The 18,403-nt window shown below is 35.2% G+C and carries 15 protein-coding genes; 5 read left to right on the top strand and 10 right to left on the bottom strand.

Annotated elements, in window-relative coordinates; genetic code table 11:
- Positions 1 to 46 precede the first annotated feature (46 nt).
- Both ACIDC4_RS13360 and ACIDC4_RS13355 read right to left on the bottom strand, forming a co-directional pair.
- Positions 47 to 508 carry a VOC family protein gene (locus tag ACIDC4_RS13360; protein ID WP_412043144.1) on the bottom strand — a complete coding sequence of 154 codons (462 nt, stop codon included), beginning with the start codon at positions 506 to 508 and terminating at the stop codon, positions 47 to 49.
- Between the two features lie 122 nt (positions 509 to 630).
- Positions 631 to 1,008: a heavy-metal-associated domain-containing protein gene (locus ACIDC4_RS13355; RefSeq protein ID WP_412043145.1), complete on the bottom strand. Its 378-nt coding sequence runs from the start codon at positions 1,006 to 1,008 to the stop codon at positions 631 to 633.
- A 103-nt stretch (positions 1,009 to 1,111) separates the two neighbouring features.
- Here ACIDC4_RS13355 and ACIDC4_RS13350 point away from each other — a divergent pair, with 103 nt between their 5' ends.
- Positions 1,112 to 1,978, top strand: a complete 867-nt coding sequence (locus ACIDC4_RS13350) for a DMT family transporter (protein ID WP_412043146.1) — start codon at positions 1,112 to 1,114, stop codon at positions 1,976 to 1,978.
- Positions 1,979 to 2,181: 203 nt separating this feature from the next.
- Here ACIDC4_RS13350 and ACIDC4_RS13345 read toward each other — a convergent pair whose 3' ends face one another.
- Together ACIDC4_RS13345 and ACIDC4_RS13340 are read right to left on the bottom strand one after the other, a co-directional pair.
- Positions 2,182 to 4,230, bottom strand: coding sequence for a M16 family metallopeptidase (locus ACIDC4_RS13345; RefSeq protein WP_412043147.1), 2,049 nt, complete (start codon positions 4,228 to 4,230; stop codon positions 2,182 to 2,184).
- Positions 4,231 to 4,242: 12 nt separating this feature from the next.
- Positions 4,243 to 5,565, bottom strand: coding sequence for a M16 family metallopeptidase (locus ACIDC4_RS13340; RefSeq protein WP_173969774.1), 1,323 nt, complete (start codon positions 5,563 to 5,565; stop codon positions 4,243 to 4,245).
- Between the two features lie 273 nt (positions 5,566 to 5,838).
- Between ACIDC4_RS13340 and rplU the strand changes: the two genes are divergently transcribed.
- The 3 genes from rplU (at position 5,839) to ACIDC4_RS13325 (ending at position 8,069) form a co-directional block, all read left to right on the top strand.
- Entirely contained in the window at positions 5,839 to 6,282 is a 444-nt protein-coding gene (gene rplU / locus ACIDC4_RS13335; RefSeq protein ID WP_065448104.1) for a 50S ribosomal protein L21, read from the top strand.
- Between the two features lie 24 nt (positions 6,283 to 6,306).
- Entirely contained in the window at positions 6,307 to 6,567 is a 261-nt protein-coding gene (rpmA, locus tag ACIDC4_RS13330; protein ID WP_017497241.1) for a 50S ribosomal protein L27, read from the top strand.
- Positions 6,568 to 6,785: 218 nt separating this feature from the next.
- Entirely contained in the window at positions 6,786 to 8,069 is a 1,284-nt protein-coding gene (locus tag ACIDC4_RS13325) for a hypothetical protein (RefSeq protein ID WP_412043148.1), read from the top strand.
- Positions 8,070 to 8,217: 148 nt separating this feature from the next.
- Here ACIDC4_RS13325 and ACIDC4_RS13320 read toward each other — a convergent pair whose 3' ends face one another.
- Positions 8,218 to 10,983: an AsmA family protein gene (locus ACIDC4_RS13320; RefSeq protein ID WP_412043149.1), complete on the bottom strand. Its 2,766-nt coding sequence runs from the start codon at positions 10,981 to 10,983 to the stop codon at positions 8,218 to 8,220.
- Between the two features lie 40 nt (positions 10,984 to 11,023).
- Entirely contained in the window at positions 11,024 to 11,605 is a 582-nt protein-coding gene (locus tag ACIDC4_RS13315) for a MiaE family protein (protein WP_065448101.1), read from the bottom strand.
- Between the two features lie 114 nt (positions 11,606 to 11,719).
- Between ACIDC4_RS13315 and ACIDC4_RS13310 the strand changes: the two genes are divergently transcribed.
- Entirely contained in the window at positions 11,720 to 12,964 is a 1,245-nt protein-coding gene (locus ACIDC4_RS13310) for a glycosyltransferase family 4 protein (protein ID WP_412043150.1), read from the top strand.
- On the opposite strand, the gene ACIDC4_RS13305 is transcribed toward ACIDC4_RS13310, so the two are convergent.
- From ACIDC4_RS13305 to ACIDC4_RS13290, 4 genes are all read right to left on the bottom strand, one after another.
- Complete coding sequence (locus ACIDC4_RS13305; RefSeq protein WP_412043151.1) at positions 12,961 to 13,839, bottom strand: helix-turn-helix domain-containing protein; 879 nt, start codon at positions 13,837 to 13,839, stop codon at positions 12,961 to 12,963. The two genes, ACIDC4_RS13310 and ACIDC4_RS13305, sit on opposite strands and share 4 nt — an antisense overlap.
- Positions 13,840 to 13,920: 81 nt before the next feature.
- On the bottom strand, positions 13,921 to 14,472 hold the full coding sequence (locus ACIDC4_RS13300; protein ID WP_412043152.1) for a carboxymuconolactone decarboxylase family protein: 552 nt from the start codon (positions 14,470 to 14,472) through the stop codon (positions 13,921 to 13,923).
- Positions 14,473 to 14,766: 294 nt separating this feature from the next.
- Positions 14,767 to 16,614, bottom strand: coding sequence for a hydrolase/aminopeptidase (locus ACIDC4_RS13295; protein WP_412043153.1), 1,848 nt, complete (start codon positions 16,612 to 16,614; stop codon positions 14,767 to 14,769).
- Between the two features lie 137 nt (positions 16,615 to 16,751).
- Complete coding sequence (locus tag ACIDC4_RS13290; protein ID WP_412043154.1) at positions 16,752 to 18,401, bottom strand: dihydrolipoyl dehydrogenase family protein; 1,650 nt, start codon at positions 18,399 to 18,401, stop codon at positions 16,752 to 16,754.
- Between the last annotated feature and the right edge of the window lie 2 nt (positions 18,402 to 18,403).

Below are 18,403 nucleotides of genomic sequence, written 5' to 3'. Positions count from 1 at the left end.
GCCCTTTTTATGTTTGATAAAGGATTAAATCCTCTAATTCTTATTTTTAAGAAACCGAAAAAGCGTCGGTAATAAAATCCTGAAGTCCTGCTTCTTCCAGTATTTCAATAGAGAATTCTCCAAAACGTTTTGGAAGCCAAATAATTCTAACTCCACTCGGGGAATTAAGACTTTCTTTTGTCAAAGTATTTCCATTTTCATCCTCTGGCTGAACGCCCGAAGCTACCAATTCGTCAAAAGCAACTTCAATATCAGGTGTAGAGTAGCAGTGACGGTAAATAGTTCCTTCGCCTTTTGTGTCTAGTAATGTTTTTAAATTTCCGGAAAATGGCTGAACAAGCATAAAACGTTCTTTTCTCATTCTCACAACGGCATAGATAACATGAAGTTCGTCTCTTTGCCAGATAAATTTTTTAGAGATTTCTGCTCCAAGGATTTTTGCGTAATAGTCGCAGGCTTCCTGAAGATCTTTTACCAGAATATCGATGTGGCTAAATTTAAGTTCCATTGTTTTTGTTTGCATATTGATATAAGCTAAAATAAAGTTTTGAAAATCATTCACAAAAAAAAACAGTAGTAAGCCTGAGTTTACTACTGTTTAAATATATTTGTTGTGAATCTTTTTTTGGACTACGACTTTATATTCAAAACTTTATAAGTTTTCCCATCTCCGGTTGCCTGAACCGTTTTAATCAGATTCTCTTGGTTTTGAACTGTTTTGTCGAATACAACAGTAGCTGTTTTTTTATCGAAATCTACTGTAGCTTTTTCTACTCCGTCAAGATTAGATAGTTCTTTTTCGATTGTTTTGGCACATCCCATAGCACAAGTCATTCCTTCGATTTCGAAACTTGCTGTTTGTACATTTTCAGCAGCAATTGCTTTGTGCTCTTTTACAGCTGTGTTTACAGGTTTTATATTGGCCAGGTTTTTATCTTCTTCTTTTTTGCAGCTTACTAATACTAAACTCGCGATGGCGAAAGCGGCTATGATCTTTGTAAATTTCATTATATATGATTTTTAAATTGATAAGTTGTATTCCTTGCAAAATTAATAAAAAGGAAGAGGTCAGTTCATAAATTTATTACAAATTTGCATCAAAATGGTATTTATGGACGCAAAGCAATTAAAGTGGGCTTATTTATTTGTTCTTTCGCTTATTTGGGGAAGTTCTTTTATTTTAATAAAAAGAGGTCTAGTTGGCTTAACGGCGATTCAGGTGGGTTCATTCCGAATTATTTTCGCAGCTTTGTTTCTGTTGATTTTTGGCTTTAATAGTCTAAAGAAAATTTCACGCCGCCAATGGAAATTTGTTGCCATAACCTCTGTTTTCGGAACCTTTACTCCGGCTTTTCTTTTTGCAATTGCAGAAACTCAGGTCGATAGTTCGATTGTTGCTATTTTAAATTCGCTTACACCTTTAAATACTTTGGTTTTGGGAATAATTGCTTTTGGAATCCAATTTCAAAAACGACAGGTTTTGGGCGTTTTTGTGGGTCTAATAGGGTGTTTGCTACTGGTTTTAAGTGGAGCATCAGCTCATCCCGGGCAAAATTATTATTATGTAGTTTTGGTGGTTGTTGCAACTCTTTGTTACGCCATCAATGTCAATCTCATCAAGAAATATTTATCCGATCTGAATTCGGTAAGTATTACAACCGGAAACTTTGCTGTTTTGCTTTTACCGGCTCTGATTATTTTAAGCTTTACAGATATTACACAAAGAATAAGTATTGATGTTACGCAGCATTCTATTCTTTTTGTAATGATTCTGGGAGTTCTGGGAACCGGCATTGCAAATGTTGTATTTTTTAAATTGATACAAATGTCTTCACCCGTATTTGCAACATCCGTAACTTATTTAATCCCAATAGTAGCTTTCTTCTGGGGATTATTAGATAATGAAATGCTTACTCCAATTCAGTTTTTTGGAGCGTTTATTATTTTAATCGGCGTTTATTTATCGGCTAAGAAATAAGAAAGTTTTTATGTTTTTCCGGATGTCACTCTGAGCGAAGTCGAAGAGCATGCCAATTGGAACATGGACTTCGACTTCGCTCAGTCTGACAAAGCAATGAATGGAAATAGTGCGCATAAAAAAAAGCTTTGTCAAAGTTTTTAAACTTTGACAAAGCCTCTAAAAATCTTAGAACCTTAGCAACTTAGTGCCTTAGAATCTTCCTAAAGAAAGTCTTTCTCAGAAACTCCTTCATTTATCTTAATATCAGACATTTTAATATCCAATTCAAAACCAACATTCTGAACTAAGTTAAAAGGAACTTTAATGCCTTTTACTTCTCTGTAATCGTTGAAGTTGGTTATTTGAGAAGATGATTTTCCGTCTTGTTCGCGGACTTTGCCTTTTGCTGTTTTTAAGCCTGATTTTACATCGTAGTAATACGTTGTTTTACCATCTTTTATTACATAAGCATCGCTGCCGTTTATAGGTTCGATTCCTTCTACTTTTAAGTCTGTTCTTTTTTGTAATTGTAATTCTTCAAAAGGAGCAGCGCTGGCTTTCATGTCGGCAAGATCTGCACCTTCAAGATTTTTGCGTTGGCCTTGTTGCTCGATATAAGCACCTTTTTCGTTTACAACCTGTTTCATTAAATTCATAGTTCCCATAGCAAGCGAAACCATCATTTTTCCTTTCGAATCTAATTTAGAAGTAAAAGTTAAAGGACCTGGAGCCTGAGGAACAGTTGTAGTTCCCGTCATAGCTAAAGTTTTTACAGCAGCAACTGCTTTTTCGCCACCAATCGCTTTTAGGTAATTTTCGAAAACAGTTTTGGCAGTAATTCCTGCTGGAGCTTCTTTTTTGGTTGCAGGTTTTTCAACAGGATTTCCGTATTTGTCAAAGTAGAAAATCGGAATTTGAAGTTTTTCTAAACCAGTAATTACATCAGAACCCTTTCCTGCAATTACAATTCGCATATTGTCTAATAGAAAATATTTGTTGGCTACGCGGTAAATATCGTCAGCCGTAACATTGTTGATAGTCTGAATGTATTTTTCGTAAAAATCAGCCGGAAGATTTTCTGTTTCAATGTTTAAAGCATATCTGGCAACAGTTTGTGGTTTTTCGACCTGCATTACAAATCGGCCAATGTATCCTGCTTTTACATTTCGCAAAACTTCCTGTGGAACTCTTTCGGTTCTGATTCTTTTAATTTCTTTTATAAACTGAACAACAGCACTATCTGTAACAGTGTTTCTAACGGCAGATGAAGCTTTAAATTTGGTGACGTATTTTCCGCTTCCAATGCTTGAACTTGCGCCATAAGTCCAGGCGTGTTGTTCGCGTAAGTTCATATTCAAATAGCTATTGAAATCTCCACCTAAAATTTGATTGGCAATTACAGCCGGGAAAAAATCAGGATCGCTCATTTTTAAATTCACGGTATTTACCAATGAAATTTCAGATTGTACCGCGTTTGGAACATCTACAAAATCAATTTGAAGCTGAGAAACATTTTCCGGATTAGGATAAGTACTTTTTGGTGCGATTTGTTTTTTCCATCCGCCAAAAAGTTTTTCTACTGCTGCTTTTGTTTCTTTAAATTTAACATCGCCAATGATTACCAAATAAGCATTTTCTGGAACAAAATATGTCGAATAATTTGCCTGAACATCTGCAAGTGTCACGTTTTTTACTGTTTCTTCTGAAAGGAATTCTCCGGAAGGATGATTTTTTCCAAAAGCCAAAACATCAACAACTCTTGTTGCGATTGCCGGAACACTTTTTTCATCGGCTTTAAGTCCTTCGATTAATTTTGCTTTTTCTTTATCAAATTCAGTTTGAGTGAAATTAGGTTGTAAAGCACCTTCGGCTAAAAGTTCCAGAACGCGTCCTGAATATTTAGAAAGAGCACTTGCATAAGCTCCTGTTGAGGAAAAGTTAATGCTTGCTCCGTAAAAATCAATTTCTTCGTTAAAAGCCTCTTTGGTTGTTTTTTGAGTTCCGTTACCAATCAGGCTGCTGGTTAATTCATCAACGCCTTTTTTGTTGCCTTCTGTAAACGGAGCATTATTTAAGGTTAAATTAAAACTTACTCTTGGTAATTTATGATTTTCAACTACCAAAACTTTCATGCCGTTTGCCAAAACAAAAGTTTGTGGTTTTTTGATATTGACTACTGGCGAAGGGCCTGGTTTTGGTTGTGGACGATTTTGTGCTTGCATAATTCCAGTCAGGAATAAAAGGATTAAAAATGTATGTATTTTTTTCATGATTCGATAAGCTTAGTTTTGAACTTTAGTTGAAGGAACGTAGTCTAAAATTAAACGCTGGTTAGGGTTTAAGTACTTTTTAGCCACTTCTCTGATTTCTTCTCTTGTAATAGAGTGGTAAATATCAATCTCGGTATTGATTAAATTTACATCTCCGTAAAGCAGGTAATAAGAAGCCAGGTTTTCTGCAATTCCTTCTACGCTTGCATTGGCGTTCACAAAATTATTATCGAATTTATTCTGTAATTTTTCATAGTCTTTTTCAGAAATCAGGTCGGTTTGAATTTTCACAATTTCCTCGTCCATTTCTTTTAAGATATCGGCTGTTGTATTGGGTGCCATTGGCAAACCATATAAAATGTACATTCCGTAATCTTCCTGACTAAAACCAACGGCACCAATCTGGAGCGCCATTTTTTTATCATCAACTATTTTTTTGTACAATTTTGAGCTTTTTCCGTCACTTAAATAAGAAGAGATTAAATCTAAAACTCTTGCATCTCTGGTTTTCATCGAAGGCGTTCTGTAAGAAGCAACAATCATCGGAATCTGAATATTCGGATCTTCGTAAGTTGCTTTTATAGTCTGATTGATTGGTTCTTCGACAAAAGTTTGTTTTTTTACTTCTTCACCTCTAGGTATTGGAGCAAAATATTTCTGAATCCATTCTTTTGTTTTTGCTTTGTCAAAATCTCCGGCCACAACCAGAACAGCATTGTTTGGTGTGTAGAATTTTTTATTAAAAGCCTGAAATTCTTCCAGCGTTGCTGCATCAAGATCTTTCATTGAGCCAATAGTGGTCCAGCGATACGGATGATTTTTGAACATATTTTTCTTAACCTCCGGAAGTATGTTTCCGTAAGGCTGGTTGTCGTAACGCATTCTTTTTTCTTCTTTTACGACTTCGTTTTGTGTTTCAACACCAATCTTATTGATAATCGGATGCATTAATCTTTCAGATTCCATCCATAAACCAAGCTCTAAACTGTTTGATGGGAAAACTTCGTAATAATATGTTCTGTCGTCAGAAGTGTTGGCGTTGTTGACTCCGCCATTCGCAGTCACGATTTTCATCCACTCGCCGCGTTTTATATTTTGTGTTCCTTCAAATAATAAATGCTCAAAGAAATGCGCAAAACCGGTTCGGTCCGGACGCTCGTCTTTTGATCCTACGTGGTACATTACCGAGGTGATTACAACGGGAGCCGACGGATCGTTGTGCAAAATAACGTGCATGCCGTTATCTAAATTATATTCTTCAAAAGCTACCTTTTGAGCATGAGCCACTCCGCCGAGCATTAGTGCTGCACTTAACATCATTATTGATTTTTTCATAAAGATTAATAATTTTTATTTACCTATATATGTAGGTAGCCAAGAGTTGATTATCGTTACATCAAAATTAACTTTTTTTAATTATGAATGAAGGGTTAGGGTTGGTTTTGGTGATACTTTAACAGTATTTTACGGCTAAATGTTTCTTTTTTAGCTGTGAAACACCTTGAAAAACAGACTTTAAAATGAAATAAATATTTTTAGAATAAGAGATTGCACAGTAAATTATTAATTGTATATTTGCAACCTTAAAAATCAATAAATCAATTTGGTATGTATGCAATCGTAGAGATAGCAGGGCAACAATTTAAAGTAAGCAAAGACTTAAAGGTTTATGTTAACCGTTTGTCTAACGAAGAAGGTTCAAGTATTTCATTTGACAAAGTTCTTTTATTAGACGATAATGGTAGCGTAACTTTAGGCGCCCCAGCTATAGAAGGTGCTTCAGTAGAAGCTAAAGTGTTACAACACTTAAAAGGAGATAAAGTAATCGTTTTCAAAAAGAAAAGAAGAAAAGGTTACAAAAAGAGAAATGGTCACAGACAATATCTTACTCAAATTGTAATTGAAGGTATTACTGCAGCAGGTGGAACTAAAAAAGCAGCAGCTAAAAAAGCGGTTGTAGCAGAAGATGCTCCGGCAACTGAAGTTGAAGCAGCTCCAAAAGCAAAAAAAGCAGCAGCTCCAAAAGCAAAAAAAGAAGCTACTAAAGAATAATAACAATATTTAAACTCATACGTCATGGCTCACAAGAAAGGTGTCGGTAGTTCGAAGAATGGTAGAGAATCAGAATCAAAACGTTTAGGCGTAAAGATTTTTGGTGGACAAGCTGCTATTGCTGGGAACATCATCGTTAGACAAAGAGGTTCAAAACATAATCCAGGTGAAAACGTTTACATCAGTAAAGATCACACACTACACGCAAGAGTAGCTGGAGTTGTTAAGTTCCAAAAGAAAAAAGATAACAAATCTTATGTATCTATCCTTCCATTCGAAGCATAATCATTAGATTACTTATTACAAAACCCGTTCTGAAAAGAGCGGGTTTTTTGTTTTTGTGACTTCACCATATAAGTTATATAAGAAAATTTAAGTTTACACTGTTTTGTTATTTGTTTAAAGTAGGAGTAATTGTCCTTGTGTTTATTATTGGAATTTGGAATTTTTATTTTATTAAACTGTATTATTTGTATTTTTGATAAGCCTAATCTATATAAGCCTTGAAAAAAATAGTTTTCCTTATATTTCTTTTCTGTACAAGTCTGTTTGCAAAAGAAATTCATCCTGCGCAAGAAATTGTTTCCTTAAATAATTCTCAAAAAAAGATTTTATACGAATTTGCGGTGCTGCAAAAAAGCGGTTCTAATGCTGATGTTTATTGGCAGCAACATAAAAATCAGTTTTCGGTCATTAATGATAGCGTAAGAAATCGACTCGCAAATGAAATTTATGCTAATTCGCAGGTAGTTTATATTCCTGTAAAAGATTCTGCAGTTCAGCTATGGATGCAAACGCAATCGCTCACCAATTGGATGTTGTATCTGGCCGCGTTTATTGCAATATGCGCGATAGTGGGTTTACTGCGAAATTATTGGGACAGGATTATAGATATCCTGATAAAACAATTCGCACCATTATTCAGGCTTTTATTCTCTGCAATTTTGTTAACCTACGAATTATTTCTGATCGGGATTGTTTGTATTGTTGGCGGATGTTATATCGAAGAAATGACCTTGCGCACTGTAGTAATTCATATTGGTTTGTTTTTATTGTGGAGCCAGTCAACGGCTATTTTTACCCGTAAATACTTAGTTAAGAAATATATTTTTGAAATAAGAAATACGTTCTGGGGAAGTAATAAATGGGAAACAGTAAAAACAATTTGTCTTCCGGCAATTATTGTGACTGTGGCTCTTTTGTATCTATTGTATAAAATTCCGGGTGACGTAGTATACAATTATGAGATTGTTGTAGCTGCTATGGCGGTAATTTGTGCTTTGCCGGTTTGGCGCACTTTAGATAAATACATTTATCCAATTCTTATCCCGTATAAAGATACTTCTATCGAAAGAAGTATTTGCACCCTTGCGGCTTGCGTTGTTTTGGCCTTAATTATTGATGGCTTTTTTATTGTACAGCATAATCCGCTTTTCTCGTATATTATCATTGCCTTGACAAGCTTACTTATTATATCATTTTTAATTATATCGCTCAAAGAAAATTTTAAACGCAATTATAAGAATTACTATTATTTGCAATTTATTACCATACTTTTTCTGGTATCGACTTTAGTTTATAGTTTTCAGGTTCGTTCCGGAGAACTTATTTGGGCATCCTTAATAGGGACAAGTATTTATATTGTGATTAAATATTGGGAGATTCCAGCCTTTTTTATCAGTTGGAAAAGAAACAGAGCTTCTGCCTGGGGATTTTTAGGAATGGCAGTTTTGTTGTGGATATTGGCAAAAGGGATTTTGTATATATCTGGAATGTTGTATCTGTAGTTCGGGCTGTTTTTTCATTTCGAGGCACGAGAAATCGCACTAGAAACTCCGCAAAAATTGTCGATTTTGTTTGTTGAGTTTCTTTGTGATTTCTCGTGCCTCGAAATGACAAAGAAACTTGGAATTTGGAATTTAAAAATTTGGAATTTTAATTCTCTGTGTCTTTAGTTTCTTCCAAGTCCTCAGTTTTTCTTCCTAATTTTACTTTAGGACTATTCTGAGTTCCGGTAACCGTCAATGGAATTCCGAATATACCAAGAGGAGGTAAGCCTAAACGCATTTTTAAGTTCAGTTTTCCGTCGAGACTTGTTGTGCCCTCAATTCTTGGTCTAAAGCCTGCAAACTTAAATTTAAAGCGCTCTACGGTCATGATATTGTTCTTGATCGTGGTTTTAATGTCAACCTTAGAAAGATCAGGATTTTGCATGGATTCAGAACTTGTTGCTTTGCTTACCGCATTAAACATTTTCAGTCCTCGCACCTTTACATCTTTTACAGAAAGCGTTCCGCCACCCACAAGTGATGGATAAACAGGATCCATATTACCGTTTAAGCGGCCTTTTAATTGATAATCAACCGAAACAATTCCCTGGGCTTTTTCCGCAGCGCTGGCCATTTTTCTGAAAACTTCAATTTCGTTGTATGCTTTTTTAATATCAAAATCAGAAGCTTTAATAGTAAAATCAAAATTTGCTTTTTGAGGAGTAACAGCCTGATAGTTGGCATTCATGGCAACATTACAGCCAATTAAGTTAAAACCGGTATTCTGCATGCTTAATTTTCCTTTATTCATGCTTAAATTTCCAGTCGCATTTTGAAGGTTTAATTTATCAAAATTCACTTTTTGGGCATTAGCAGTAAAAATCAGATTCAAATTCGTCGGAATTATGATAACACCCGTTTGTTTTGCCTCAGTCTGAGCAGGAGCTGGGGTTTCAGTTTTTGTTTGGGTTACAGAAGTATTTGCCGGAGTACTCGACATAAATTCATCCACATTGATGTATCGTGATGTGGATTTAAAAGAGCCTCTTAAAACGCCTGTATTTGTGGTTGCGTAATTAAAAACGTTCTGCAAATATCCATTCATCTTAAAATCTGACTCGCCGTAAGCAGCCAGAAAATTATTAAAATACATTTTATCCTGATTGATTTTAAAAACGCCTTCCTTGATAATGAATTTTTTTGGCAAATATTCTGATGTTATGCCAATATTTCTAAGTTCAAGCGTTCCTTTGTTATGAAGTTTGCTGTAGTTTCCTTTTTCGGCATCACTTTGTTTGCCTTTCAAAACTAAATCAGCTTTTACAAAACCATCTAAATCAAGTCCTTTTTGAGAGAAAACTTTATAGATTTTATTCACGTCAAGTTCTCCTTTGGCTTTAATATCATAAGTCAAATCGTTGAAATTGCTCAAATCGGCTTCTATAAAAACAGGTTTTCCTTCAAAGGTAAACTGAGTAGGTTTCAGGCTCACTTTCAAATCATCAAAAGTTCCTTTTTGATTGTTGATTTTAGATTTTATGGTAATATTGGTAATAGGATTTGGGTAATAAGGAGTTTTTAAATAACCGTTTTCTAAATCGATAACACCATTTGTAACCGGGAAAAGTTTGTTTTTAAGGTCGAATTTTCCGTTTGCTTTTACATCACCCGCCAAACTTCCTTTTAAAACAATATCAGGAATTCCCAGTGCTGTAATTAATTTTTCAAGATCAATTTTGGCTTTAAAGTCAGCATCGATATTAGGAGTATTGATACCTTCAACATAAAATTTAGATTTTAAGTAATCCTTGTTGATGTTCAGCGATACGTTTTTAGCATCAACAATAGCAAGATCAGGATTCAGTGATGGCACTTTTGTTTTTACTTCTAAATTTAAATTAGAAACCGGAAAGGCACTTTTGTTATAATTGACAAATCCGTTGTCTATTTTTACATCTAAATTAAGGTCTGGAGCAATGTTTTGCGATGCAATATAATTTCCTTTTAAGGTAAAAAGTAAATTTGTTTTTCCTTTTAATTCGGTTTTAGAAAGCCAGGTAATGTATTTTGGAGGAAAAGCTGTAAATACATCGTATAAGTCGCTATTGTCAGATTTAATCACAAAATCCATATTATAACCATCTTTCAGGAAGTCGAATTTTCCTTTAAAATCGACCAAAAGCTGATTGATTTTTAAGTTGTTTTGTTGAAAGAAAAAAGACAATGAGTTTACATTTACTTTTGTAATCAAATCGGCATCAATTTTTTTATTCATTAAATAAGGTTCACCTTCATAAACAATATTTAATTTCTCGATTTTGGCTTTCGAATACAAATCAAAAATATCTTGGGCTAAATCTCCTTTTCCTAAATAATTAAAACCAAAAGCATCAAAATGAACTTTAGTCGATAAGTCGTCGTAAATAATTTTACTGTTCAGGATCTCGATTTTTTCGAGTTTTAGTGATGCATCGGCATCAGTACTGTCTTTCGGGTCTGATGGACTTGATGATTTGTAAACATTGTAATTTGCTTCTCCTTTTGCATTTACTTTTACATTAATAAACGAATCAGATAAATAAATCTGGTCAATTTTTACTGCTTTGCTAAATACTAAACTTGCTACATTTATTCCAAAAGAAACCTCTTTTGCAGTAATGAACTTTTCGTTTTTATACGGAGCCGATCCATTAAGACTTAAATCATTTAAGGTTAAAGTCAACGAAGGAAAGTGATGAAAAAACGAAACTGAGACATCAGAATAATTCAATTCTGCGCTCAGTTTTTCGTTAGCAGTTTTTTTAATTTGCTCCTTAATTTTGTCAGCAAAAATAATAGGGGTCACAAATAATAGTCCTATAATAACAACAAATGTTATCCCGAGATATTTGGCTATTTTTAATAAAATAGATTTCGTTTTATTTGCAGACATAACAAATTGTGGTATTTATAGGTAAGGTTTAAATTGAATTTTATCCGTGAACAGTTTCTTTTTTACCATAATTGGTAATGATAGAACCTTCGTATTCAATCCATTCTTTCCAGCGTTTATCGATATCTATATTGTCAGTATATTTTCGTGCAAATCCTAAAAAAGTAGTGTAATGACCTGCTTCAGAAATCATCAAATCACGGTAAAATTTAGCTAATTCTTCGTCCTTAATATTTTCAGAAAGCACTTTAAAACGTTCGCAGCTTCTTGCTTCGATCATAGCCGAAAACAATAAACGATCGCAAAGAGCATCTTTACGGCTTCCGTCTTTTTTCATGAATTTAAAAAGTTCATTCACATAATGATCTTTTCTTTCGCGGCCCAAAGTCAGCCCTCTTTTTTTGATGATATCGTGTACCATTTGCAAATGCTCTAATTCTTCTCTCGCAATTACAAGCATCTCGGTAACTAATTCTTCTAATTCAGAATTGTAAGTGACTAAACTAATGGCGTTTGAAGCTGCTTTTTGTTCGCACCAAGCGTGATCCGTTAATATTTCTTCGATATTCGATTCTACAATATTTACCCAACGAGGGTCTGTGGCTAATTTTAATCCTAACATAATTTCCCGGCATTTTAGTTCCTGCAAAATTAGTGTTTTTTATTACTAAAAATCAGGAAATATCGTATGATTGCGCTCAAAAAAGCATTATTTTGTAGCTTGAAATATTTTGAAATGAATCAGATAAAAAAACTTTTAATAATTGGCTTTGTTTGGCCTGAACCAAATTCGTCTGCAGCGGGTGGAAGGATGATGCAATTGATTTCTATTTTTAAGCAAAACGGATTCGAAATTACATTTGCAAGTCCGGCTTTAGACAGCGATTTTATGGTCGATTTATCTGAATCTGGAGTAAAAAAAGTGTCAATTGAACTTAATAATTCCAGTTTTGATGATTTCATTATCGAATTAAACCCTGATGTTGTTTTGTTTGATCGTTTTATGATCGAAGAACAATTTGGATGGCGGGTTGCTGAAAATTGCCCAAAAGCGATTCGTTTATTAGATACCGAAGATTTGCATTGTTTAAGAACGGCAAGGCAAAAAGCGTTTAAAGAAAATAGGGTTTTTGAACTTCATGATTTATTGTCTGAAGAAGTGGCGAAGCGCGAAATTGCCAGTATTTTAAGATGTGATTTATCTTTTATTATTTCTGAATTTGAAATGAAAATCTTAAAAGATGTTTTTAAAATAGATTCAGGTTTATTGTATTATTTACCATTTTTGGTTTATGAAATGTCTGAATTGGATTTAGTGAAATTGCCTTTGTTTGAAGAACGTAAAAGTTTTGTTTTCATCGGAAATTTTCTGCACGAACCCAATTGGAATACGGTTCAATATTTGAAAGAAACCATTTGGACTTTGATCAAAAAGCAATTTCCTGAAGCTGTTTTGGAAGTTTACGGTGCTTATCCTTCGCAAAAAGTGTTGCAATTGCATCAGCCTAAAAATGGTTTTTTTATTATGGGAAGAGCTGCAGATGCTAACGAAATCGTTAAAAAAGCGAGAGTTGTTCTGGCGCCAATTCGCTTTGGAGCCGGATTAAAAGGGAAATTATTGGAAGCCATGCAATGCGGAACACCAAGTGTTACTACAACAATAGGTTCTGAAGCGATGCACGCCAATTTATCATGGAATGGCTTTGTTACAGATGATACCGAATTGTTTGCAAAAAAGGCGGTTGAATTGTATCATGACGAAAATCTTTGGAAACAAGCTCAAAAAAATGGAGTTGCTATCGTCAACGAATGCTATCAATTGAGTAAATATTCTACGGCATTAATAGCAGCGATTAATTCATTATTGAATGATTCTGAAAGTCATCGTTTACAAAATTTTATGGGAAGTTTGCTACAGCATCATACGCTTAAAAGCACGAAATACATGGCAAAATGGATTGAGGCTAAAAATAAAAATTAGTCTGCCATTTTTCCAAAACCTACTGTTTCTCGGTACAATTGTGGCGAAACATCGGCATTGGTTTTAAAGAATCGGCTAAAATAATGTTCGTCGTCATAACCCAATTCATAAGCGATTTCTTTTACCGTTTTGTTGGTCATGTACAATTCTCTTTTCGCTTCGATTATAATTCTTTCGGCAATTAAATCGGTCAGAGTTTTGTTGAAGTAATTTTTCGATAATTTGGCTAAGGCTTTCGCCGAAATATTTAGCATCTCTGCATAATGTCCCGCAGAATGTTTGATCTTGAAGTTCAGTTCGATAGCATCTTTCAAATTTTGAAGAATAAAAGGTTCTTTAGAATCCGGAACCGATTTCATCTCTTCGAGTTGTATGTTTTTGAGTCTCGAAGCCGTGATCAAAAATATCTTTAAATACGAAATGAGCAGTTCATATTGTGCCAGTTCTGAATTTTGCATTTCAATTTTCATCTGATCCAAAACCATTTTAAAAGGCGAAGCAGCTTCTTCTGTAATTATGGTAAAAGGCGGCTGATAGACATTGTTGAATAAAACACCATTGCACGAAACTTCTTTCTGATGGTAATGAATGCAGTAAAAATCAGGATGAAAATGAATAGCAATTCCTTCAATAGGTTCGCTTACACAGAGCATAAAAGGCTGATACGGTGAAAAGGCGAGGAGTGAGTTTTCTTCAAACTGATGCTCGGCAAAATCAGCTTTTACTTTGCCTTTTCCTTTGGTAACCCAAATCAAGGAGAAATAGTTATTGCGCTGCAAATGATCAAAATGGCTATTGTCATCAAACGGAAGCAGCTTAAAAGCAAGGTTCCCGGTTTGCGGATTAATTAAAGTAAAAACACTTTGATTGCTCATGATTTTATGTTTTTTAAAATATAAAGATAGTCATGAAATAAATTCACAACTATCTTTATAAATTGTTTTTTGTTTGAAAAATTAGTTTTGTAATGCTAAGTCCGGAACTGCGGGAAAATCAATTTCTGTGTTTGCAGTATTGTTAAAGTAGTTGGTTAAAACATTCAGTGCAACATGTGCAACGGTTTCTGCAAGTTCAGCGTCTGATATTCCTGCGTTTTTAATTGCATTTACATCCTGATCGTTTACTAAACCGTTTTTACTAATTAATGTTTTAGCAAATTGTAGTATCGCTTCCGTTTTTGCATCAGCAGAATTTCCTGTTCTTGCGTCATGTAGGACTTGTGCGTCAGTTTTTAATAATTTTCCGCCAATAAAAGTGTGGGCAGCTACACAATATTCACATGAATTGCTTTCTGAAACTGTTAGAGCAATTAGTTCTCCGGTTTTTGAGCTTAGTTTTCCGTGGCTCAATGCCCCGCTTAAATTTAAATATCCTTCAAGAACTGCTGGGGAATTTCCCATTGTTCTCATCATGTTAGGAACAACTCCTAGTTTAGCTTGTACAGCGTTGAATAAATCTTTAGTTTTTCCTGTTACTTCTTCTGGGTTTAATGCTGTTAATCGTGTCATTTTATTTAATTTTTTATGTTAATTATTAGTTGTTGTCTTTTGACATTACAAAGGTGCGACGATTACAGATTGTAGAACATGGAGGATTTACGCTATGTGATGGACAATTTTCCCGAGGTTATTTTTGAATAGAAGAGTATCTCGATTGTAATACCAACGGATAAAAAAATCCCCGAATTATCTGTTTGATAATCGGGGATGTTAATTGTAAAATCACAAACTGTCAACTGTCAACTGCAACTGTCAACTGAGACTGAAAACTGCGACTGAAAAACGGCGAATGAAAACTGAAAACTATTTCAAAACGCCTTCAACAGCCTGAATAGTTGTAGCGTGATAACCAGATTTTGCTTTGTCAAAAACTTGTTTTGCCCAAACTTTTCCTTCAGGGATTTTAACCATTTCTTTATAAAGCATCATTACAGATCCTGTTCTGCTTATTGAAACTAGAAACTGCTCAATCGCAGGATTCGCTGCTTTGTATTGGTGAATTATTGCCTGAACAAACCACTGACGTTTGATGATGAAGTTTCCGCCTTTTGTAAAGTTGAATTCCGCATCGATCGCTTGCATTTCTTTTGGTGTAATATCCGTAGGAAGATGATCTATAAAATACTGTTTTTCGCTGGTTGTTGTAATTTTTTGGCTTAATCCTTTAAGTCCGGTTTCTCTCCAGCTTTTTTGGATTTTATCTATAGCATCGAAATCAGCAGAGCTTACCGGAGTAATATTGGATGGAATTCCAGGTTTGTAGATCCAGTCTTCTGCTTTTATTTTATCTGCGAGTGCTTTGTCTCCTTTTATAAGGTTTTCATTGTAATATTTAATAAAATCTTCTGTTGTAATAGATTTGAAAGCGTGTGCGTCGAAATAATTTTTAATAAATACGTCAAATTTCTCACGTCCAACAGCGTTTTCGATTACTCTTAAAAAAGCATAACCTTTTACATAAGGAATCATACTGATTCCGTCATCGGGATTTCTTCCTGTAAGACTTACTTTTAATCTTGTATCCGGGCTTGTCTCTCCATATTCTGCTACATTATCAACTAATTCTTTACGAGTGATAACATTTTGCATTTCAAATTCTTTCTTTCCAAAAATGGCTTCGCCAATACGGTGTTCTACATAAGTAGTGAAACCTTCGTTTAACCAAATATCATCCCACGTAGCGTTTGTAACCAGATTTCCGCTCCAGCTGTGTCCTAATTCGTGTGCTAACAAACTAGTCAAAGAACGATCTCCTGCAATTACTCCCGGAGTTAAAAAGGTTAGGTTTGGATTTTCCATTCCTCCGTAAGGAAAACTTGGAGGTAAAACCAAGACATCGTAACGTCCCCAACGGTAAGGTCCGTACAATTTTTCGGCAGCTACAACCATTTTTCCAAGTTCAGCAAATTCCCAAGCTGATTTTTTTAGCATTGATGGTTCTGCGTAAACTCCGGTTCTGTTGTCGATAGATTGAAATTCGATATCTCCAACAGCAATCGCCATTAAATAAGAAGGAATCGCTTTATCTTGTTTGAAGGTATAAACTCCGGTGTCATTTTTCTTCTGAGGATTTACGGCACTCATTACGGCTAGTAAATCTTTAGGAACGGTAACTTTTGCATTATAAGTAAAACGAACTCCCGGTGAATCCTGGCAAGGAATCCAGGTACGTGACCATACACTTTCTCCCTGAGAAAAAAGGAAAGGTTTCTTTTTGTCTGCAGTTTGTTCTGGTTTAAGCCATTGTAGCGCAACGGCTTCTTTGGTTGTGCTGTAGTAAATATTTACTTTAGTTGTAGTTGGTTCAATCGTAACATGAAGAGGTTTTCCGTGAAATTCCACGTCTTTTCCTAATTCGAATTTAGTTTCTTTTTCGTCATCGCCCAGAGTTACTTTTGTAATGTTAAGTGTGTTTTCGTCAAAGATAATTTCGTTTCCTTTGCTTACATTATCTATTAACCAGGAAGCTTTTCCTGAGATGGTCTGAGTGTCAAAATCGACTTTTATGTCAAGATCTAAATGTTTTACAACGGCAAGTTCTGGTTTAGAATAGCTGTGTTCGTCTGTAACAACAGTTGCTTTTTCTGTTTGTTCCTTTTTCTGACATGCAATTACAGTCAGGAATAAAGTGGCAAGGATTAGTTTTTTCATTTTATGAAGAATTGAATTAGTGGAGGAAAATTAAACAAAAAATCCCGTTTTGAATAAACAAAACGGGATTTTATTATAAATAACCTTAAGCTTGGTTCAGGATGACCCTTTGACTTTGCTCAGGATAAACATCGAAATTATGCCAACATTGTAACAGGGCTTTCGATGTATTGTTTTAATGTTTGTAAGAACTGAGCGCCAGTTGCACCATCAATTGTTCTGTGGTCACACGCTAATGATAACATCATTGTGTTTCCTACTACAATCTGACCGTTTTTAACTACTGGTTTCTCAACAATTGCACCTACAGAAAGAATAGCAGAGTTTGGCTGGTTGATAATTGAATTGAATTCAGTAATACCGAACATTCCAAGGTTAGATACTGTAAAAGTACTTCCTTCCATTTCTTGTGGTCCAAGTTTTTTGTTTTTAGCTCTTCCTGCAAGATCTCTTACTGAAGCTCCAATTTGAGATAAACTCATAGCATCTGTAAATTTCAATACAGGAACTACTAATCCGTCTTCAACAGCTACAGCAACACCAATGTTAACGTGGTGGTTGATGATGATAGCATCTTCTTTCCACTGAGAGTTAATTTTTGGATGTTTTTTCAATGCTAAAGCACAAGCTTTAATTACCATATCGTTAAAAGATACTTTTGTATCAGGAACCGTATTGATTGTCGCTCTTGAAGCCATTGCGTCATCCATGCTTACTTCGATCACTAAGTTGTAGTGAGGTGCAGTAAATAATGATTCAGCAAGACGTTTTGCGATAATTTTACGCATTTGAGAGTTTTTGATCTCTTCGGTGAAAACTTCTCCGGCAGGAACAAATACTTTTGGTGCAGCAGGAGCAGCGTCAGCTTTTGGAGCAGCAGCAGTTGCTGTTACAGCTGGTTGTGCTTGTGCAGCTGGAGTAAAGTTTTCGATATCGCTTTTTACGATACGTCCGTTTTCTCCTGAACCTTTAACCTGAGTTAATTGGATTCCTTTGTCAGAAGCAATTTTCTTCGCTAATGGCGAAGCTAAAATTCTTCCTCCGTTTGAAGTTTCAGCTACAGCTTCAGTTGCTTTTTCAGCAGCAGGAGCAGCTTTTTCTTCAGTTGCGGGAGCACTTGCAGTTGCAGCGCCTCCGGCAGTATAATTGTCAGCAATTCCGGAAATATCAGTTCCTGCAGGTCCTATAATAGCTAGTAAGCTATCAACAGGTGCAGTATTTCCTTCCTGAATACCAATGTATAATAATGTTCCTTCATTGAAAGACTCAAACTCCATTGTTGCTTTGTCAGTTTCAATTTCAGCAAGGATATCGCCTTCAGCAACAGCATCACCTACTTTTTTCAACCAGGTTGCTACAGTTCCTTCAGTCATTGTATCGCTCAAACGTGGCATAGTTACAACGATAACACCTTTTGGTAATTCAGTTGCAGCTTTTGCAGCAGGAGCAGCAGTTTCTGTTTTTGCTTCAGCAGCAGGAGCGGCTTCAGCTTTTGGTGCTTCTGCAGCAGGAGCATCACCACCAGCTAAAAGAGCAGAAATATCTTCTCCTTCGTTACCAATGATCGCTAATAATGAATCAACAGGAGCAGTTTCTCCAGCCTGAATTCCGATATGTAAAAGAGTTCCTTCATTGAAAGACTCAAATTCCATTGTTGCTTTATCTGTTTCAATTTCAGCAAGGATATCACCTTCGCTAATTTTGTCGCCTACTTTTTTTAACCAAGTCGCTACCGTTCCTTCCGTCATAGTATCGCTCAAACGAGGCATTGTTACTTTTATGGCCATAA

This window comes from Flavobacterium sp. C3NV (assembly GCF_046825355.2).
In the GTDB taxonomy this organism is placed as follows: domain Bacteria; phylum Bacteroidota; class Bacteroidia; order Flavobacteriales; family Flavobacteriaceae; genus Flavobacterium.
The sequence above is the reverse complement of the archived record's forward strand: the minus strand, read 5'-3'. Positions and strand labels throughout refer to the sequence as shown.